The organism is Xenorhabdus sp. NBAII XenSa04, from assembly GCF_963866145.1.
Lineage (GTDB): Bacteria > Pseudomonadota > Gammaproteobacteria > Enterobacterales > Enterobacteriaceae > Xenorhabdus > Xenorhabdus indica.
The window spans coordinates 1-17842 of sequence record NZ_CAWMEB010000157.1 but is presented as its reverse complement, the minus strand read 5'-3'; the positions used below and the strand labels follow the sequence as shown (position 1 = coordinate 17842).

The window sequence follows — 17842 nt, the reverse complement described above, 5'->3', positions numbered from 1 at the left end:
ATTAATTCAGAAAATCCAGTTCACCTTTTTGTTAAACGGAGAGAAAACCATGCCAAACTATTTCGATACTTTAATACCTAATACCTTATTATTGCGTCAACAAGCTTATATTAATGGGCGGTGGGTTGATGCGGATAATCAAGCAACCTTTGCGGTGACCAACCCTGCCAATGGTGACATCATCGCCAATGTCAGTGATATGGGAGCAGCAGAGACCCATCGCGCTATTGAAGCGGCTCAAAACGCGCTTCCTGCATGGCGTGCTTTAACAGCTAAACAGCGTAGTCAGATACTCAAGCAGTGGTTCAATCTGATTATGGATAACCAGAAAACGCTGGCCGAATTGTTGAGTATGGAGCAAGGAAAAACTCATGCTGAAGCGATGGGAGAAATCGCTTATGGTGCCAGTTTTATCGAATGGTTTGCAGAAGAAGGTAAGCGGGTTTATGGGGAGACTATCCCCTCCCCGATGCCAGGACGTCGTCTTTCTACCATCAAGCAACCTATCGGAGTCGTTGCGGCTATTACACCGTGGAATTTCCCCAATGCCATGATCACCCGTAAAGTCGGCCCGGCACTGGCAGCAGGTTGTACTATTGTACTGAAACCTGCCGCAGAGACTCCGCTTTCTGCACTGGCACTGGCTGCACTGGCAGAGCAAGCGGGTGTTCCGGCTGGTGTTTTTAACATTGTCACAGGGATGGATGCCAAAGCCATTGGCGAAGTTCTAACCTCTAGTCCTATCGTACGCAAACTCTCTTTCACTGGTTCAACGCGTGTAGGTAAGTTACTGATGGCACAAAGTGCCGATACGGTGAAAAAACTCTCCCTTGAATTAGGTGGCAATGCACCTTTCATTGTCTTTGATGATGCCGATTTGGATGCTGCGGTAGAAGGTGCCATGACGACAAAATTCCGTAATAGCGGGCAGACCTGTATCTGTGCCAACCGGATTTTAGTGCAGGAAAGTATTTATGAGGCATTTGCTGAGCGTCTGACTCAGGCAGTTAAACGACTACGGATCGGACCGGCTAATGACAGCACATCACAGCAAGGGCCTCTGATTAATCAGGCAGCGGTCGATAAAGTACAAGCTCATGTTAATGATGCTGTTTCCCGTGGTGCACGACTCCTTACTGGTGGTCAATCACACAAGTTGGGTGGACTGTTCTTCGAACCAACCGTGCTGGCTGATGTTGACGAAACAATGTTAATCACCCATGAAGAAACATTCGGCCCTTTGGCTGCCCTATTCAAATTCCGTAATGAAGAAGAAGCAATCCGCCTTGCTAACAATACGGAATTTGGCCTGGCCGCTTACTTTTACTCCCGCGATATTGGCAGGATCTACCGGGTGGCTGAAGCCCTGGAGAGCGGTATGGTAGGTATCAATGAAGGTTTGATTTCTAACGAAGTGGTGCCATTCGGAGGCATAAAACAGTCTGGCTTGGGACGTGAAGGTTCACGTTACGGTATAGAAGACTATCTGGAAGTGAAATACCTCTGTTTCGGAGGGTTATAAACCCAAGGAGTTTAACATACTATGCTACAACAAGAAGTCGTATCACAGGTTGCGCGCCGTTTATACCAGGCAGAAAAAGACCGTAAGCAGATCCGACAAATCTCATTGGATTATCCAGAAATAACCATTGAGGATGCGTATGCCATTCAACGTGAATGGGTCGGTATGAAAATTGCAGAAGGTCGAGTTTTGAAGGGGCATAAAATCGGTCTGACTTCCAAAGCCATGCAGGCCAGTTCGCAAATTGATGAACCAGATTATGGCGTCCTGCTGGATGATATGTTTTTTCAGGCAGGCAGTGATATTCCCTACGACCGTTTTATTGTGCCGCGTATTGAGGTCGAGCTGGCATTTGTGTTGGCAAAACCGCTGCTCGGCCCAAACTGTACGTTGTTTGATGTTTACCATGCGACAGATTACGTTATTCCGACGTTAGAATTGATCGATGCCCGCTGTCACAACATTGATCCCGAAACTCAGCGTCCGCGCAAAGTGCTGGATACGATTTCTGATAATGCAGCCAATGGTGGCGTCATTATGGGTGGGCGCCCCATCAAACCCGATGAACTGGATTTGCGATGGGTCAGCGCCCTACTCTATCGCAATGGTATCGTCGAAGAATCAGGTGTCGCTGCGGCGGTTCTTGATCATCCTGCCAATGGAGTCGCATGGCTGGCTAATAAACTGGCTTCGCATGGTGCTCAACTTGAAGCTGGTCAGATCATTCTTAGTGGCTCTTTCACCCGTCCCGTCCCTGCCCGTAAAGGCGATACATTTCATGTGGATTATGGCGTACTGGGTTCTGTTAGCTGCCACTTTGTTTAAGAAGTTTAAGAATTTAAGGTGTACATATGGATCAGCTAACAAATAGATTTAAACAAGCCCTGAAATCGGGACAGCCACAAATTGGTTTATGGCTTGGGCTTTGCAGTTCATACAGCGCTGAAATTCTGGCGAATGCAGGTTTTGATTGGTTATTGATTGATGGAGAACACGCCCCTAATAATATCCCTTCAATTCTGAGCCAGCTACAAGCAATAGCTCCTTATCCAAGCCAGCCTATTGTCCGTCCACCGTGGAACGATCCCGTCATTATTAAACAGCTACTGGATATCGGTACTCAAACATTGCTGGTGCCAATGGTTCAGAATGCTGAACAAGCACGCGAAGCAGTACGGGCAACCCGCTATCCTCCTGAAGGTATTCGTGGTGTAGGCAGTGCGCTGGCGAGAGCTTCACGCTGGAACCACACTTCCAATTATCTGGCTCGTGCCAATGAAGAAATGTGTGTCTTGGTTCAGGTGGAAACGCGTGAAGCTTTGAATAATTTAGCCGAGATCCTGGCAGTCGATGGTGTCGATGGCGTATTTATCGGCCCGGCCGATCTCAGTGCAGATATGGGATATCCTGGCAATCTCCAGCATCCTGACGTTAAGGCAGCGATTGAACAGACTATTACCCAAATCACAGCCGCAGGCAAAGCGGCAGGGATTCTGATGACCAATATTGAAACTGCGGAACATTATCTGAAGCTTGGGGTGCAGTTTATTGCTGTCGGTGTCGATATCACACTGCTGACAGGAGCAGTCAGTTCATTAGCGGCCCGCTTTGGCAAGGAACAGGGAAATATCACATCACCTGCAAACAGTATTTATTAAATTCCGGGTATTTCTGCCAAGCCAGAATTGTGTTTTCTATACTCAATAAATTCAACATGCAGGGTATACCGGGCAGATGCTAATCGCAGCATCTGCCATCACGGTTTTCGTTCCTTCTCTATCTATAAAAATTGTATCTATAAAAAGCGTGTTCATAACACGTTAAATATTCATAAAAAGCTCGATTCATAAAAAAATCATTTATAAAAATAACTCATTATAAAAAAGGTAACAACAATGAGCAGTTCACCTGAAGCCATAGCAAAATCCGATCATCCGGCTTACCCACATAAACAACTTACCACCCAACAACAAAATGTTATCAATAAATTATTTCGCCGCCTGATCCTGTTTTTATTCATCCTGTTTATATTTTCTTTTCTGGATCGCATTAATATTGGTTTTGCCGGTTTAACGATGGGAAAAGATCTTGGCCTTACATCTACCATGTTCGGGCTGGCTGCTACACTGTTTTACGTTACTTACGTGGCTTTCGGTATTCCTAGCAATATCATGCTGAGTATTGTAGGAGCCAGACGCTGGATTGCCACAATTATGGTTCTGTGGGGTATTGCTTCTACTGCCACAATGTTTGCCACCGGCCCTACCAGTTTGTATATCTTGCGTATGCTGGTAGGTATTGCAGAAGCTGGCTTCCTGCCGGGCATTCTGGTCTATCTGACCTATTGGTTCCCCGCCTATTATCGCGCCCGCGCTAATGCCCTGTTTATGATCGCAATGCCTGTTACTATGGCATTTGGCTCACTGGCTTCCGGTTATATTCTGGAAATGGATGGAATTTGGGATCTGCGTGGCTGGCAGTGGCTATTTTTTCTGGAAGGATTTCCCTCTGTTTTACTCGGCATTGTTGTCTGGTTTTATTTGGATGATTCACCGGAAAAAGCCAACTGGCTGACAAACGAGGATAAAAAATGCCTTCAAGAGATGATAGAGAACGATAGAATTTCTTTGTCTCAGGCTGAGAATTCACAAACAAAAACCAGCCTGTGGCGTGAGGTTTTTACCCCGATTGTCCTGATGTACACCTTCGCTTATTTCTGTCTGACCAATACCCTGAGCGCCATTAATATCTGGACGCCACAGATTATGCAGAGTTTCAATCAGGAAAGCAGCCATGTAGTTATTGGCCTGCTAACGGCTATTCCGCAGTTCTGTACCATTTTAGGTATGATTTATTGGAGTCGCCGTTCCGATCGCCTGCAAGAACGTAAAATGCACACGGTACTTCCCTATCTGTTTGCCGCCTTAGGTTGGATCCTGGCTTCACTGACAAACAACAGTCTGGTGCAGCTTTTGGGGATCATCATGGCATCAACCGGCTCCTTTACTGCCATGGCAGTATTCTGGACAGCCCCCGATCAATCCATCAGTCTGCGTGCGCGTGCTATCGGGATCGCCGTGATCAATGCCACCGGAAATGTGGGTTCTGCCGTTAGTCCATTGTTGATCGGGTGGCTGAAAGATCAGACCGGTAGTTTTGACTCTGGACTCTATTTTGTTGCTGTGTTACTCATTATCGGAGCGCTAATGGTCTTGTTGATCCCAATGAAGACGTCGAAACCACAGGCGATATCATCACCCCATCAACCACATTCCTGATGACAATCTCAAATAAGGGAAGAAATTCATGTCAGACACTTATATGAGCAAAACCACCATTGCTAATATTGATATCAGCAAGGATTATGATGAAACACAGGGATCAGATGATGTGCACTATCAGACTTTCGGTCGCATGGCTGCTTTTTTTGGGCGTGATATGCAAGCGCATCGTCATGATGGTTTTTTTCAGCTTCATTATCTGGTAACAGGCCGAATAGAATTACAATTAGATGATCTTCGCTACTCCGTACAGGCTCCGCTGTTTATCCTGACTCCTCCTTCCGTTCCTCACGCATTCTTTACGCAAGAAGATACCGACGGTTATGTCCTGACAGTACGCCAGGAATTGATTACACCACTGCTTAATTCTCTCTACCCTCTCCATCGGGAGTTTATCGATATTCCTGCTATTTGCCTTTCCATCGTGGATAAACCTGATGAATTGGAGACATTCAACCACTATTGGGCACTGATCGGGCGTGAGTCTGCCAACCAATTTGCTGGCCGCGAGCAATCATTGGCTTTTTTAGCGCAATCACTGTTTACCTTCCTGTTACGCAGCATCCCCCTTGATGATCACCATTCCGGTGGAGTCAGAGGAGAATTAAAACTATTCCAGCGTTTTAACCAATTGATTGATCAATATTACCGCCAACATCTTACTGTACCGGAATACGCCCAAAAACTGGGCGTCACTGAGTCACGTCTGAAAGACATGTGTCGTCGGTTTGCCAACCGACCACCAAAAAGATTGATTTTTGACCGGCTATTACGGGAAGCTAAACGGTTATTGTTGTTCAGTGACAGTCCTGTATTTGACGTGGCATACCAACTCGGTTTTAAAGACCCGGCTTATTTTGCCCGATTTTTTAATCGGTTGGTGGGATGTTCTCCGAGCATTTGGCGGGAAAAGGATATACTGCCACCTCAGTAATTAATTGCCTCACTAATTCTGAAATGGTAGGCTGAAAATCTCATGCAGCATAATCAAAATATTGATAGAAAAAATATTGATAGAAGCAAAACACGCTCTGAAATCCAATCACTGGTAAAAAATAGTTAATTATCCCTTTCATAATTTTTTATTCTGGAGAAATATAGCTATGTCATTATCCAGAAATATTTTTTTAGCAAGAAAAGCCATCAACTATGTGAATATTAAAATTGGTATTACTTCTCCAAATCAACTGCCAACTCAAACAGTTGAGCAGAAAAAACTGAGCAATGAATTAAATAAGCAATTGTATTCTATAAGAATGTCAACCCATGCAAGGCTTAATGAAGTTTCTAACAACAGGCAAACTTGTGACCATAACAGAAAACACATTTTTCTCACCAGCGCTGCCGCCATAGAATACCGATTGGGTAATTGTGGAGAAAAAGCTATCGTCGCATTCTCTTATCTAAAAATGCAAGGAGTAGAACCTCTCGATCTGTTTGATGTTGATATTGATGATTTAGGAAAAGATGGACATACAATTGTTGTAATTGGCAGGCGCCAAGGAAACACAAAAAAGCCTGATACATGGAACCGAGAAGCTGTAATTTGTGACCCATGGAGTAATTGTGCCTATCCAAGCTACCGCTACGATCAAAATATCCCATTCGACGGTGAATTAATCTTACGTTATCGCCATGGACGCGATATTCCACCATATCACTTCTGTAATTTATTATAACAATAAAAAACTCATTACTTCTAAAATACAAGCTCGATCACATTTACGCAGTAAACAGCCCAATTTTATCGAAAAGTACCCGCGTATCTCCTGAAAGTCTCTTCAAGTCTTCTCTCTCAATCGCTTCAATCAACCCTATAAAATAAACATAAAATTAACACTTACCCTCCCATTAGGATAACAAATCAAAATGGGAAGTTTCGGAATGATGAGGTAGCCATGAGACCAGAAGATTTGCGAGCCGATCATAAACGCCCATTAACCAGCAAAGAGTACCTGAATTCCCTTCAGGATGGACGGGAAATTTATATCTATGGCGAACGAGTTAAGGATGTCACTACACATCCCGCTTTTCGCAATGCGGCAACCTCTATCGGTCAACTGTATGATGCCCTGCATGCCCCAGAAACCCATGATGTACTCTGTTGGGATACGGATACTGGCAGTGGCGGTTATACCCATAAGTTCTTCCGTTTCGCGACCAGTCCCGATGATATCCGCCAACAACGCGATGCTATTGCTGAATGGTCACGCCAGAGTTATGGCTGGATGGGCCGTACTCCTGACTATAAAGCAGCATTTTGCTGTGCGTTAGGTGCTTACCCTGAATTTTATGGACAGTTCGCTGATAACGCCCGTACCTGGTATAAACGCATTCAAGAAAACACGCTCTATTTCAACCATGCGATAGTTAATCCCCCGATTGATCGTCATAAACCTGCTGATCAGGTTAAAGATATTTTTATCCAAATAGAAAAAGAGACAGATGCAGGCATTATTGTCAGTGGTGCCAAAGTAGTCGCAACTAACTCGGCATTGACTCACTATAATTTTATTGGTTTTGGCTCAGCACAAGTCATCGGTGATAACCCTGATTTTGCCTTGATGTTCGTTGCTCCGATGGATTCTGAAGGTGTTAAATTAATTTCCCGTGCTTCCTATGAATTAGTGGCGGGAGCCACAGGTTCACCTTTCGATTACCCCCTTTCCAGTCGGTTTGATGAAAATGACGCCATTCTCATAATGGATAAAGTGTTAATCCCATGGGAAAATGTGTTAATTTATCGCGATTTTGATCGTGCTCGTAATTGGGCTGTCCAGAGTGGGTTTGCCCGTCTGTTTCCAATACAGGCTTGTGTACGTCTGGCGGTAAAACTGGACTTTATCACCGGATTACTGCAAAAGAGTCTCGAATGTACTGGAGTGGTGGATTTTCGTGGTGTTCAGGCAGATCTCGGTGAAGTCGTGGCATGGCGCAATCTATTCTGGTCTCTGACCGATGCAATGTGGGCAGAAGCCAAGCCATGGGAAGGTAATGCTTACCTGCCAGATGCCAAGGCAATACAAACTTACCGTGTTATGGCACCGATGGCTTACACGAAAATTAAGAACATCATTGAAAGTAATGTCACTAGCGGGTTAATTTATTTGCCATCCAGCGTGCGGGATATGAACAATCCTGAAATCAATAAGTACCTGGAAAAATATGTACGTGGCTCCAATGGTATTGATCATGTGGAACGAATTAAGATTTTGAAATTAATGTGGGATGCCATCGGTAGTGAATTCGGTGGACGTCATGAATTGTACGAAATTAATTATGCCGGCAGTCAGGATGAAATTCGCCTGCAATGTCTGCGTCATGCGTATGGCTCCGGCAATATGAAGAAAATGACGGAGTTAGTGGATCGCTGTCTCTCTGACTATGATGTAAATGGCTGGACAAAACCCCACTTACACAATAACCACGATATTAATCTATTAGATAAGCTGCTGAAATAAATCAGTAGCAGGAGGCATATTATGTCTTTAAAAAATGAACATCGCTTGCGTTTCAGGGATGCGATGGCAAGCCTTTCCGCTGCGGTGAATATTATCACTACGGATGGCCCGGCAGGGCGTTGCGGTATGACAGCAACAGCAGTCTGCTCTGTGACAGATACGCCTCCAACTCTAATGGTGTGCATTAATCGCAACAGCGCCATGAATCCGGTATTTCAGAGAAACGGGCGGCTGTGTATCAATATTCTGAATCATGAGCAAGAATTAATGGCTCGCCATTTCGCTGGTATGACCGAAGCCAGTATGGAAGAGCGCTTTAGTTGGGATATCTGGCACACTGGCTCATTAGGGCAGCCAATGCTGAAAGGAACTCTCGCCAATCTGGAAGGAAGCATTGAACAGGTACAGGAAATCGGTACCCATAATGTTTATCTGGTGGAAATAAAACAGATTATTGTTCGTGAAGAAGGGCATGGGTTAATTTATTTTAAGCGTAGTTTTCACCAAGTTATGAACAAGACTTTGGCTACCGCGGTTTAAGAATATCAGCTTATACATCCGTCATATTTCAAGTTGTAGCTAGCAAAGCTACAACTTGAAATCCAGTAAGATATAGTAGTTCAACTCGAATTTAATTCTGGAATAATATCCCGCCAATTAAGCCTTCATCACAAAGCCTTCATCACATTGATTAAAAAATAACTCACCTTACTCCAAGATTGAAAATCAATCGGTAACTTGATTAATTATTTAATAATTATGAGAGATTATATAAAATTAGTCATCTTATATAGATTTTACCCCTGCGAAAACAAACAAAATTATTAATCACATAATAAAAAATTAATATATTGACATTTGTAATCTCATTTTCTTAATACTAATTAATGGGTAGCCATTTTTAGATAAAAAACAACAATAAAGATTAAATAAACAGCAGATTGATTTATTTGCGAACACTCAAACCATTCATGCATGATTTTCGCTATTAATTTAGTGAATATTTCGTCAAATCTGGTATTAATTTTTACATTAGTGTGATCAACTACTGAGAAGATATTGTACTAGTATATTAACCTCCCGCGCTTCGATCACTCTGAATAAATAAACAAAATCACAACCCGTACAATACATTGCGTTATCCATATGTTAACAACAGTATGAACTCTGAATGTATTGTCCACCGGTATGACAACTAACAGAGGCAGTTACTATGAAAAAAACCGTTCCAATCGGTTTATGGGATCAACCGAAACCCTTTTTCATGATCTTTTTTGTGGAATTATGGGAAAGATTTGGCTACTACGGCGTTCAAAGCATTCTTGCTGTTTATTTCGTTAAACAACTTGGTTTTTCAGAAACACAAGCATTTATCACTTTCGGTGCGTTCTCTGCACTGGTTTACGGCCTGATTTCTATCGGGGGTTATGTTGGCGACCACTTATTAGGGACAAAGAGAACTATCGTTCTGGGTGCCATTGTACTGGCAATAGGCTATTTCATGATTGGTCTTTCCATCATGGAACCTGAACTGATTTTTTATGCTCTGGGAACCGTGGCCGTCGGTAATGGCCTTTTTAAAGCCAACCCCGCCAGCCTACTGGCAAAATGTTACCAACCCCAAGATCCACGCCTGGATGGTGCATTTACGTTATTCTATATGTCTATCAATCTTGGCTCTCTGGTTTCTCTCTCTCTTGCCCCTGTCATTGCTGATACTTATGGCTACGCCGTCACTTATAATATCTGTGGTATTGGTCTGATTATCGCCTTGCTGGTTTATATCGCCTGCCGTCGTATGGTACATAACATTGGCTCTGAACCAGATCATGTCCCTCTGAACTATGCAACCCTGTTTTTAGTTTTGCTTGGTACTGTGGCTATGATTGGCGTCTGTGCATGGTTATTGCACAATATCAACATTGCCAATATTGTCCTCATTGCGATTTCAGCCGTTGTTGTAATAATTTTCTTCTGGCAGGCATTCAAGCAGGACAGGATCGGTCGCAATAAGATGTTTGTGGCATTTATTTTGATGCTACAGGCTGTTATGTTCTACATCCTGTATAACCAAATGCCGACTTCCCTCAATTTTTTCGCCATCAACAACGTCCATACCCAGATCTTCGGTTTTAATGTTAATCCCATCAGTTTCCAGGCACTAAATCCATTCTGGATCATTGTGGTCAGTCCTATCCTGGCTGTGGTTTACACCCGCTTGGGAGCAAAGGGAAAAGACTTTTCCATGCCAACAAAGTTTACCTTCGGCATGTTCCTGTGCTCTCTCGGTTTCATGACTGCCGCCGCTTCAGGTTTATTTGCCGATGAACAAGGCATGACTTCCCCATGGTTTATTGTCCTGGTTTATCTGTTCCAGAGCGTCGGGGAATTAATGATCAGTGCACTGGGGCTGGCAATGGTAGCAACGTTTGTTCCTAGCTACCTGACAGGGTTTATTCTAGGCATGTGGTTCTTATCTCAAGCAGCAGCATCAGTATTAGGAAGTTATGTTGCCACATTCACCGCAGCACCAGAAGGCGTGACCGACCCTCTGCAAACCCTGCCACTTTATATGAGCGTATTTGGAAAGATAGGGATTGCCACTCTTATTGTTGCTGTGATTATGGCTTTCATGGTGCCGTGGCTGAACCGTATTATGAAGGATGGAGCGAAAGCATAGTCCATCTGATTTGGTTTAATCAAACAAAATTCCCGCTCGTTGATAATTAAAATAACGAGCGGGAACTAAAAAACTACTTGAATCCATGCCAATCAGTATGGAAATTACAGCACATCAACCGCGTTCAATTCTTTGAAAGCCTGCTCCAGACGAACAGTCATGGAAACCTGACCAGCACGCAACCAGACACGGGGATCATAGAATTTCTTATTCGGTTTATCCGCACCTTCCGGGTTACCCAACTGGCCTTGCAGATAACCTTCATTTTTCTTGTAGTAGTTCAAAATACCTTCCCAGGTAGCCCACTGAGTATCGGTATCAATATTCATTTTCACTACGCCATAGCTGACAGCTTCCTGAATCTCTTCTGCGGTAGAGCCGGAACCACCGTGGAAGACGAAATCCAGGCTATTGTGTGGCAGGTTGAATTTTTCAGAAATGTAGTCTTGAGAATTGCGCAGGATTTTTGGTGTCAGTTTAACGTTACCTGGTTTATAAACGCCGTGAACGTTACCAAAAGATGCCGCGATGGTAAAACGCGGGCTGATAGCACTCAGTTTCTCATAAGCGTAAGCCACATCTTCTGGTTGAGTATACAGGGAAGAGCTGTCGAGATGGCTGTTATCAACACCATCTTCTTCACCACCAGTACAACCCAGTTCAATTTCCAGCGTCATGTCGATTTTCGCCATACGTGCCAGATATTGGCTACAAATTTCGATATTTTCTTCCAGAGATTCCTCTGACAGATCAATCATGTGGGAAGAGAACAATGGTTTGCCAGTCTGAGCATAATGCTTTTCACCAGCATCCAACAGACCATCAATCCACGGCAGTAATTTACGTGCACAGTGGTCAGTATGCAGGATCACTGGCACACCATAATGCTCTGCCATCTGATGTACATGATAAGCACCAGAAATTGCCCCCAGAATTGCGGCTTGCTGCCCTTCAAGTTTCAATCCCTTACCCGCTACAAATGATGCACCACCGTTGGAAAACTGGATGATTACCGGAGCACGTACTTTTGCCGCTGTTTCCAGCACTGCATTGATAGAGTCAGTACCGACACAGTTAACTGCCGGCAGAGCAAAGTTATGTTCTTTTGCGATAGCAAAGACTTTTTGAACATCATCACCAGTGATGACACCCGGTTTTACGAAATCAAAAATTTTAGACATGTTACGTGGTCCTGTATTGACATTGAACAGGCAGTATTCACTGCCTGTTATCACAACTTATTTACTGTTAGCACGTTCTTCCAGCATCACAACGGCTGGTAGTTTTTTACCTTCAACAAACTCAAGGAAAGCACCGCCACCGGTGGAGATGTAAGAGATTTTGTCAGCAATTTCAAACAGATCGATTGCTGCCAAAGTATCGCCACCACCTGCAATCGAGAAAGCATCGCTCTTTGCAATCGCATGGGCAACAATTTCGGTTCCTTTACGGAAATTAGGGAATTCAAAAACACCAACCGGGCCATTCCACAGAATAGTTTTAGCACTTTCCAGGATTTCAGCCAGACGTTCAGCAGATGCATCGCCCAAATCAAGGATTTGCTCGTCGTCTTTAATTTCACTGGTGGATTTCAGTATAGCTTCGGCAGTTTCAGAGAATTCTGTCGCAACACGAACATCAGTAGGTACTGGAATATCACAGCTTTCCAGCAGTTTTTTCGCTTCAGGGATCAAATCATCTTCGTACAGAGAACGACCTACATTGTGGCCTTCTGCGGCAACAAAAGTATTGGCAATTCCGCCACCGACGATAAGCTGATCAGCAATTTTGGACAATGAATCAAGAACAGTCAGTTTAGTTGAAACTTTAGAGCCACCGACAATCGCCACCATTGGACGAGCCGGGTTGTGCAGTGCTTTACCCAAGGCTTCCAGTTCGCCAGATAATAATGGGCCAGCACAGGCAATCGATGCAAATTTAGCAACACCGTGAGTCGACGCCTGAGCACGATGTGCTGTACCAAAGGCATCCATTACATATACATCACACAATGCTGCATACTGTTTCGATAACGTTTCGTCGTCTTTTTTCTCACCTTTGTTGAAGCGAACGTTTTCCAGAACCACCAATTCGCCTTCCACCACTTCAACGCCATTCAGATAATCTTTTTCCAGACGAACAGGAGAAGAAAGTGCACCTTTCAGGTAATCAACGACAGGTTGCAGTGAGAACTCTTCGTTGTATTCTCCCTCAGTCGGGCGTCCCAGGTGAGAAGTAACCATGACTTTGGCTCCCTGATTCAACGCAGCCTCAATCGTCGGCAAAGACGCACGGATACGCGCATCAGAAGTAACTTTGCCATCTTTTACAGGCACATTCAGATCAGCACGGATCAGAACACGTTTACCCGCCAGATCTAAATCAGTCATCTTAATTACAGACATGGTGAATCCTCTCATTGATTCTCTATAAAATTACTCAATCTTCTATTGTGATTACATAAAACCTTTAGAGGCCATTACCAGGGTTGTATCGAGCATACGATTGGCAAAGCCCCACTCATTATCACACCATACAAGCGTTTTGATCAGATGATTTCCACTCACTCTGGTCTGTGTACCATCCACAATAGCACTGTGAGGATCGTGGTTAAAATCCGTTGAAACCAACGGCAAATCAGTGAAATCCACTATACCACGAAACGAACTCACCGCTGATTCTTGCAGTAGTTGGTTTACTTCACTGACATTAACGACAGCACTGACTGTCACACTTAAATCAATCGCTGTTACATTGATGGTAGGTACTCGTACAGAAATGGCTTCAAACCGATCACTGAATTTGGGAAAAATACGTGTGATCCCTGCCGCTAGTTTTGTATTGACTGGAATAATCGACTGGCTGGCCGCACGGGTTCGACGTAAATCACAGTGATAAGCATCAATGACTGGTTGATCATTCATGGATGCGTGAATTGTTGTCACCGTGCCCGATTCAATGTTAAACGCATCATCCAGCACCTTAATGATCGGGATAATGCAATTTGTTGTACAAGATGCATTAGAAACAATGCGATCTTCGGCAACCAATGAATCATGATTTACACCATATACCACCGTTGCATCCAGATCATTGCCTCCCGGATGGGAAAACAGAACCTTTTTGGCACCACTAGTGAGGTGAGCTTCTCCATCCACTCGTTCACCATACTTCCCCGTACAATCGAGTACAATATCAATATCCAGTTCTTTCCACGGCAAATCCGAGAGATCTGGTTGATGAAACAGCCGTATACTATCATCTCCTACGCGCAATACTTTATTGTTCAGGCGTACATCCCATGCAAAACGCCCATGACTGGAATCGTATTTCAATAAATGGGCGATACCTTTTGCATCAGCCAGCTCATTGATAGCGATAACCGCAATTTCAGCCCGACGCCCGGTTTCGTAGAGAGCACGCAGAACACTGCGCCCTATTCTCCCAAAACCGTTAATCGCTACCCTGATGGTCATGTTACCCCCTGAATTTCTTTATGGTCACGCAACGGCTTAGAATAACTGAGCAACTGCAAATTGTACGGATGATTCATCATAAAATTAATCAGATTGTGACAGACAAGACATTTTTCCTGCGATAACTGAAACGGTTCAGCTAACTATAAGGGAAGACTACGAGAAATAGAGAATAATGGCAAGGGTCATAAATAGCATAATCAAAAAATTTTGATGAAAAAAGAGCGCATTAGCCCAAGATTTGATGCTAATGCGCTTCTTCCCCTCTCATCTTTCAGCAAGCCGTTTTTATTAGCTGCTTTCTAAAACCTATCCAGGGCAGGGTTTGCTTGTTATTTCAGTAATGCGGTTGCTTTGGCAACCACATTCTCAACAGTGAAACCAAACTCTTTGAACAGAGCATCAGCAGGAGCAGATTCACCAAACGTATCCATTCCCACGATAGCACCATTAATACCAACGTATTTAAACCAGCAATCAGCAATACCCGCTTCAATCGCAATACGGGCAGAAACCGCAGCAGGGAGAACCGCTTCACGGTATGCCGTATCCTGTTTGTCAAATACATCAGTAGATGGCATGGAAACTACGCGAACTTTACGGCCTTCTGCACTCAATTGTTCAGCGGCTTTCACTGCCAGCTCAACTTCAGAACCCGTCGCAATCAGGATTAATTCAGGCTGACCTGCGCAATCTTTCAGGATATAAGCACCTTTTTCGATATCCGCCAGTTGCACAGCCGTACGCTCCTGCTGTGCCAAATTCTGACGGGAGAAGATCAGAGAAGTTGGGCCATTTTTACGCTCAATCGCATATTTCCAGGCTACCGCAGATTCTACCTGATCACATGGACGCCATGTGCTCATATTGGGTGTTACACGCAGGCTGGCAATTTGCTCAACTGGCTGATGAGTCGGACCATCTTCACCCAAGCCGATAGAATCATGGGTATAAACGAAGATGCTACGGATCTTCATCAGTGCAGCCATGCGTACTGCGTTACGGGCGTATTCAACAAACATCAGGAATGTCGCACCATAAGGCACAAAACCACCATGCAGAGCAATTCCATTCATGATGGCAGACATACCGAATTCGCGTACACCGTAATGAATGTAGTTACCGCTTTGAACTTCATTCAGAGGCTTGGAGCCAGACCACATAGTCAGGTTACTTGGTGCCAAATCAGCAGAGCCGCCCATGAATTCAGGCAGAACTTTACCAAATGCTTCCAGAGCATTTTGTGATGCTTTACGGCTGGCAATAGAAGCGGGATTCTGTTGCAGATTCTCAATAAATGCTTTGGATTCAGCGTCCCAATTTGCAGGCAATTCACCACGGGTACGACGGCGGAATTCTGTGGCTAGTTCCGGGTAAGCTTCAGCATAAGCGGCAAATTTTACATCCCAAGCACTTTCTTTAGCTTTACCAGCTTCTTTTGCATCCCATTCTGCATAAATATCCTGAGGAATGTCAAAAGCAGGATATTCCCAACCCAGAGCCTTACGGGTCGCTTCAATTTCAGCGTCACCCAGTGGCGCACCGTGACACTCTTCTTTGCCCGCTTTATTTGGTGAGCCAAAACCGATAATAGTTTTGCACATTAACAGAGATGGTTTGCCGGTTTCTTTACGAGCTTCTTCGATAGCAGCCTGTATTGCAACAGAGTCATGACCATCTACACCACGAATAACATGCCAGCCATAGGATTCAAAACGTGCAGCGGTGTCATCAGTGAACCAACCTTCAACTTCACCATCAATGGAGATGCCGTTGTCATCATAGAAAGCGATCAGTTTGCCTAGCTTCAATGTACCCGCCAGAGAACAAACTTCATGGGAGATCCCTTCCATCATACAACCATCACCCATGAATACATAAGTGTAGTGATCGACAATATCATGGCCCGGACGGTTAAACTGCGCTGCCAAAGTGCGTTCCGCAATCGCAAAACCAACCGCGTTGGCAATACCCTGTCCCAGTGGGCCAGTTGTCGTTTCTACGCCCGGAGTATAACCATATTCTGGATGACCAGGGGTTTTAGAATGCAGTTGACGGAAATTTTTCAGATCGTCGATAGAAACATCGTAACCAGTCAGATGCAGCAAGCTGTAAATCAGCATAGAACCATGACCATTGGATAATACGAAGCGGTCACGATCAGCCCAGTCAGGATTGGCAGGGTTATGGTTCAAATAGTCGCGCCACAGCACTTCAGCAATGTCAGCCATTCCCATCGGTGCACCAGGATGCCCTGATTTTGCTTTCTGCACAGCATCCATGCTCAAGAAGCGGATAGCATTCGCAAGGGTTTTACGAGTGGTCATTCTTTACTCCAAGTCGGATAAAAGCGTTAGTGAACTAGAACTAATTTTCGCAGCGCAGCATACAAACCGCAATCATTAATGCCAATAAACGAAAACTATCTTAATTTCCGCTCGGCATCAATTCTTTGATTTACCCCGCTGTTTTGACGTATTTTCAAGCGAATATACATAATCGGAGGTGAGTTTTCGCAAATAAGCGATGATTTCATATCGTGATTTGCACAATAAGAAACAATGTATTAGATACGATACTCAATAGGTTAATCAAGGCCGAAAGCATGGGTTTTTCTATTGACTTAGATAACAACCTGATTCAAAGAAGAGGTTGAGTTAAAGAACGATAAATGTCGTAATTTTCATCATCAAAACAAACAAGATTCACTTACTTGTAATATATTTTGATTTTTTCTTATATTCAGAATAAATTCACTTGAATAGTATTTAATCATCACTTATCTCAGACTTAATAATAAATGACAAAATCCAACCCTAAACTAAGTTCAATATCAGTCCCAAACATCATGCTATTGCATTCCATCAATGCCAGACGTGATGAACTTATTAACTTACTGAATAACTGTGTCGAAAATGATGCTTCCATCGGTTTTATTGCACCACTAAAAGCAAATGAAGCAGGACATTATTGGCAGGATGTCGAAGAAGACCTGGTATCTGGTCATCGTTTACTGTTGGTGGCGTTGGAAGATGAGCATATTGCAGGTTCAGTGCAACTTTCTCTTTGCCGGAAAAAAATGGACAGCATCGTGCTGATGTGGAAAAGCTAATGGTACATACAGACTATCGCCAGCGTGGGATTGGCAGAATGCTAATGAATGAACTGGAAGAGCTGGCAAAGCAATACCAGCGTAGTTTGCTGGTGTTGGGTACACGCACCAATGATCCAGCTTCTGCCCTTTATCGAAAACTTGGCTTTGTTGAAGTCGGTGAAATCCCAAATTATGTTATTAATTCTATCGGTGAATTTTCAGCAACAACCTATTTCTATAAGTTGATTTGAGGTCTTTGATAATAAAACAAAAAAGCCCTGAGTCAAAAACTCAGGGCTTACAAATTCTGGCGGTGCGGACGGGACTC

Annotated in this window: 15 protein-coding genes; 11 read left to right on the top strand and 4 right to left on the bottom strand. The window is 43.9% G+C overall.

The genetic code is table 11. The features are described from left to right. Window positions 1-49: 49 nt before the first annotated feature. The 9 genes from AAC147_RS07100 to dtpB all read left to right on the top strand — a co-directional run bounded on the left by AAC147_RS07100 (window position 50) and on the right by dtpB (window position 10944). A complete protein-coding gene (locus AAC147_RS07100) occupies window positions 50-1522 on the top strand; it encodes an NAD-dependent succinate-semialdehyde dehydrogenase (protein WP_047679827.1) in 1473 nt (490 codons plus the stop codon). A 21-nt stretch (window positions 1523-1543) separates the two neighbouring features. Next, a complete protein-coding gene (hpaH, locus tag AAC147_RS07095) occupies window positions 1544-2347 on the top strand; it encodes a 2-oxo-hept-4-ene-1,7-dioate hydratase (RefSeq protein ID WP_047679825.1) in 804 nt (267 codons plus the stop codon). Window positions 2348-2373: 26 nt separating this feature from the next. Continuing rightward, window positions 2374-3180 (top strand): 4-hydroxy-2-oxoheptanedioate aldolase, encoded by an 807-nt coding sequence (hpaI, locus tag AAC147_RS07090; RefSeq protein WP_047679823.1) that lies wholly within the window; start codon window positions 2374-2376, stop codon window positions 3178-3180. 237 nt (window positions 3181-3417) lie between these two features. Continuing rightward, window positions 3418-4800, top strand: coding sequence for a 4-hydroxyphenylacetate permease (hpaX, locus tag AAC147_RS07085; RefSeq protein WP_047679821.1), 1383 nt, complete (start codon window positions 3418-3420; stop codon window positions 4798-4800). 43 nt (window positions 4801-4843) lie between these two features. Further along, window positions 4844-5737 carry a 4-hydroxyphenylacetate catabolism regulatory protein HpaA gene (hpaA, locus tag AAC147_RS07080; RefSeq protein ID WP_369793131.1) on the top strand — a complete coding sequence of 298 codons (894 nt, stop codon included), beginning with the start codon at window positions 4844-4846 and terminating at the stop codon, window positions 5735-5737. A gap of 169 nt (window positions 5738-5906) precedes the next feature. Beyond that, entirely contained in the window at window positions 5907-6482 is a 576-nt protein-coding gene (locus tag AAC147_RS07075; protein ID WP_052189413.1) for a hypothetical protein, read from the top strand. Between the two features lie 219 nt (window positions 6483-6701). Next, window positions 6702-8264: a 4-hydroxyphenylacetate 3-monooxygenase, oxygenase component gene (gene hpaB / locus AAC147_RS07070; protein WP_047679817.1), complete on the top strand. Its 1563-nt coding sequence runs from the start codon at window positions 6702-6704 to the stop codon at window positions 8262-8264. A 21-nt stretch (window positions 8265-8285) separates the two neighbouring features. Further along, window positions 8286-8804, top strand: a complete 519-nt coding sequence (hpaC, locus tag AAC147_RS07065; RefSeq protein ID WP_047679815.1) for a 4-hydroxyphenylacetate 3-monooxygenase, reductase component — start codon at window positions 8286-8288, stop codon at window positions 8802-8804. A gap of 673 nt (window positions 8805-9477) precedes the next feature. Continuing rightward, window positions 9478-10944 (top strand): dipeptide/tripeptide permease DtpB, encoded by a 1467-nt coding sequence (gene dtpB / locus AAC147_RS07060; RefSeq protein ID WP_047679813.1) that lies wholly within the window; start codon window positions 9478-9480, stop codon window positions 10942-10944. A gap of 104 nt (window positions 10945-11048) precedes the next feature. Here the strand turns inward: dtpB and fbaA are convergent, their stop codons facing one another. The 4 genes from fbaA to tkt form a co-directional block, all read right to left on the bottom strand. Continuing rightward, window positions 11049-12125 carry a class II fructose-bisphosphate aldolase gene (fbaA, locus tag AAC147_RS07055; RefSeq protein ID WP_047679811.1) on the bottom strand — a complete coding sequence of 359 codons (1077 nt, stop codon included), beginning with the start codon at window positions 12123-12125 and terminating at the stop codon, window positions 11049-11051. Between the two features lie 57 nt (window positions 12126-12182). After that, window positions 12183-13349 carry a phosphoglycerate kinase gene (gene pgk, locus AAC147_RS07050; protein ID WP_047679809.1) on the bottom strand — a complete coding sequence of 389 codons (1167 nt, stop codon included), beginning with the start codon at window positions 13347-13349 and terminating at the stop codon, window positions 12183-12185. Between the two features lie 51 nt (window positions 13350-13400). Then, window positions 13401-14420: an erythrose-4-phosphate dehydrogenase gene (gene epd / locus AAC147_RS07045; protein ID WP_047679807.1), complete on the bottom strand. Its 1020-nt coding sequence runs from the start codon at window positions 14418-14420 to the stop codon at window positions 13401-13403. 332 nt (window positions 14421-14752) lie between these two features. Further along, the gene (tkt, locus tag AAC147_RS07040) at window positions 14753-16747 is read right to left on the bottom strand and encodes a transketolase (RefSeq protein ID WP_047679805.1); all 1995 of its coding nucleotides are present in this window, start codon (window positions 16745-16747) and stop codon (window positions 14753-14755) included. Window positions 16748-17220: 473 nt separating this feature from the next. Between tkt and AAC147_RS07035 the strand changes: the two genes are divergently transcribed. Next, the gene (locus AAC147_RS07035; RefSeq protein ID WP_231571344.1) at window positions 17221-17532 is read left to right on the top strand and encodes a hypothetical protein; all 312 of its coding nucleotides are present in this window, start codon (window positions 17221-17223) and stop codon (window positions 17530-17532) included. After that, the gene (locus tag AAC147_RS07030; RefSeq protein WP_231571342.1) at window positions 17532-17765 is read left to right on the top strand and encodes a GNAT family N-acetyltransferase; all 234 of its coding nucleotides are present in this window, start codon (window positions 17532-17534) and stop codon (window positions 17763-17765) included. The genes AAC147_RS07035 and AAC147_RS07030 overlap by 1 nt, the downstream gene beginning before the upstream one ends. The last annotated feature ends 77 nt before the right edge of the window (window positions 17766-17842 follow it).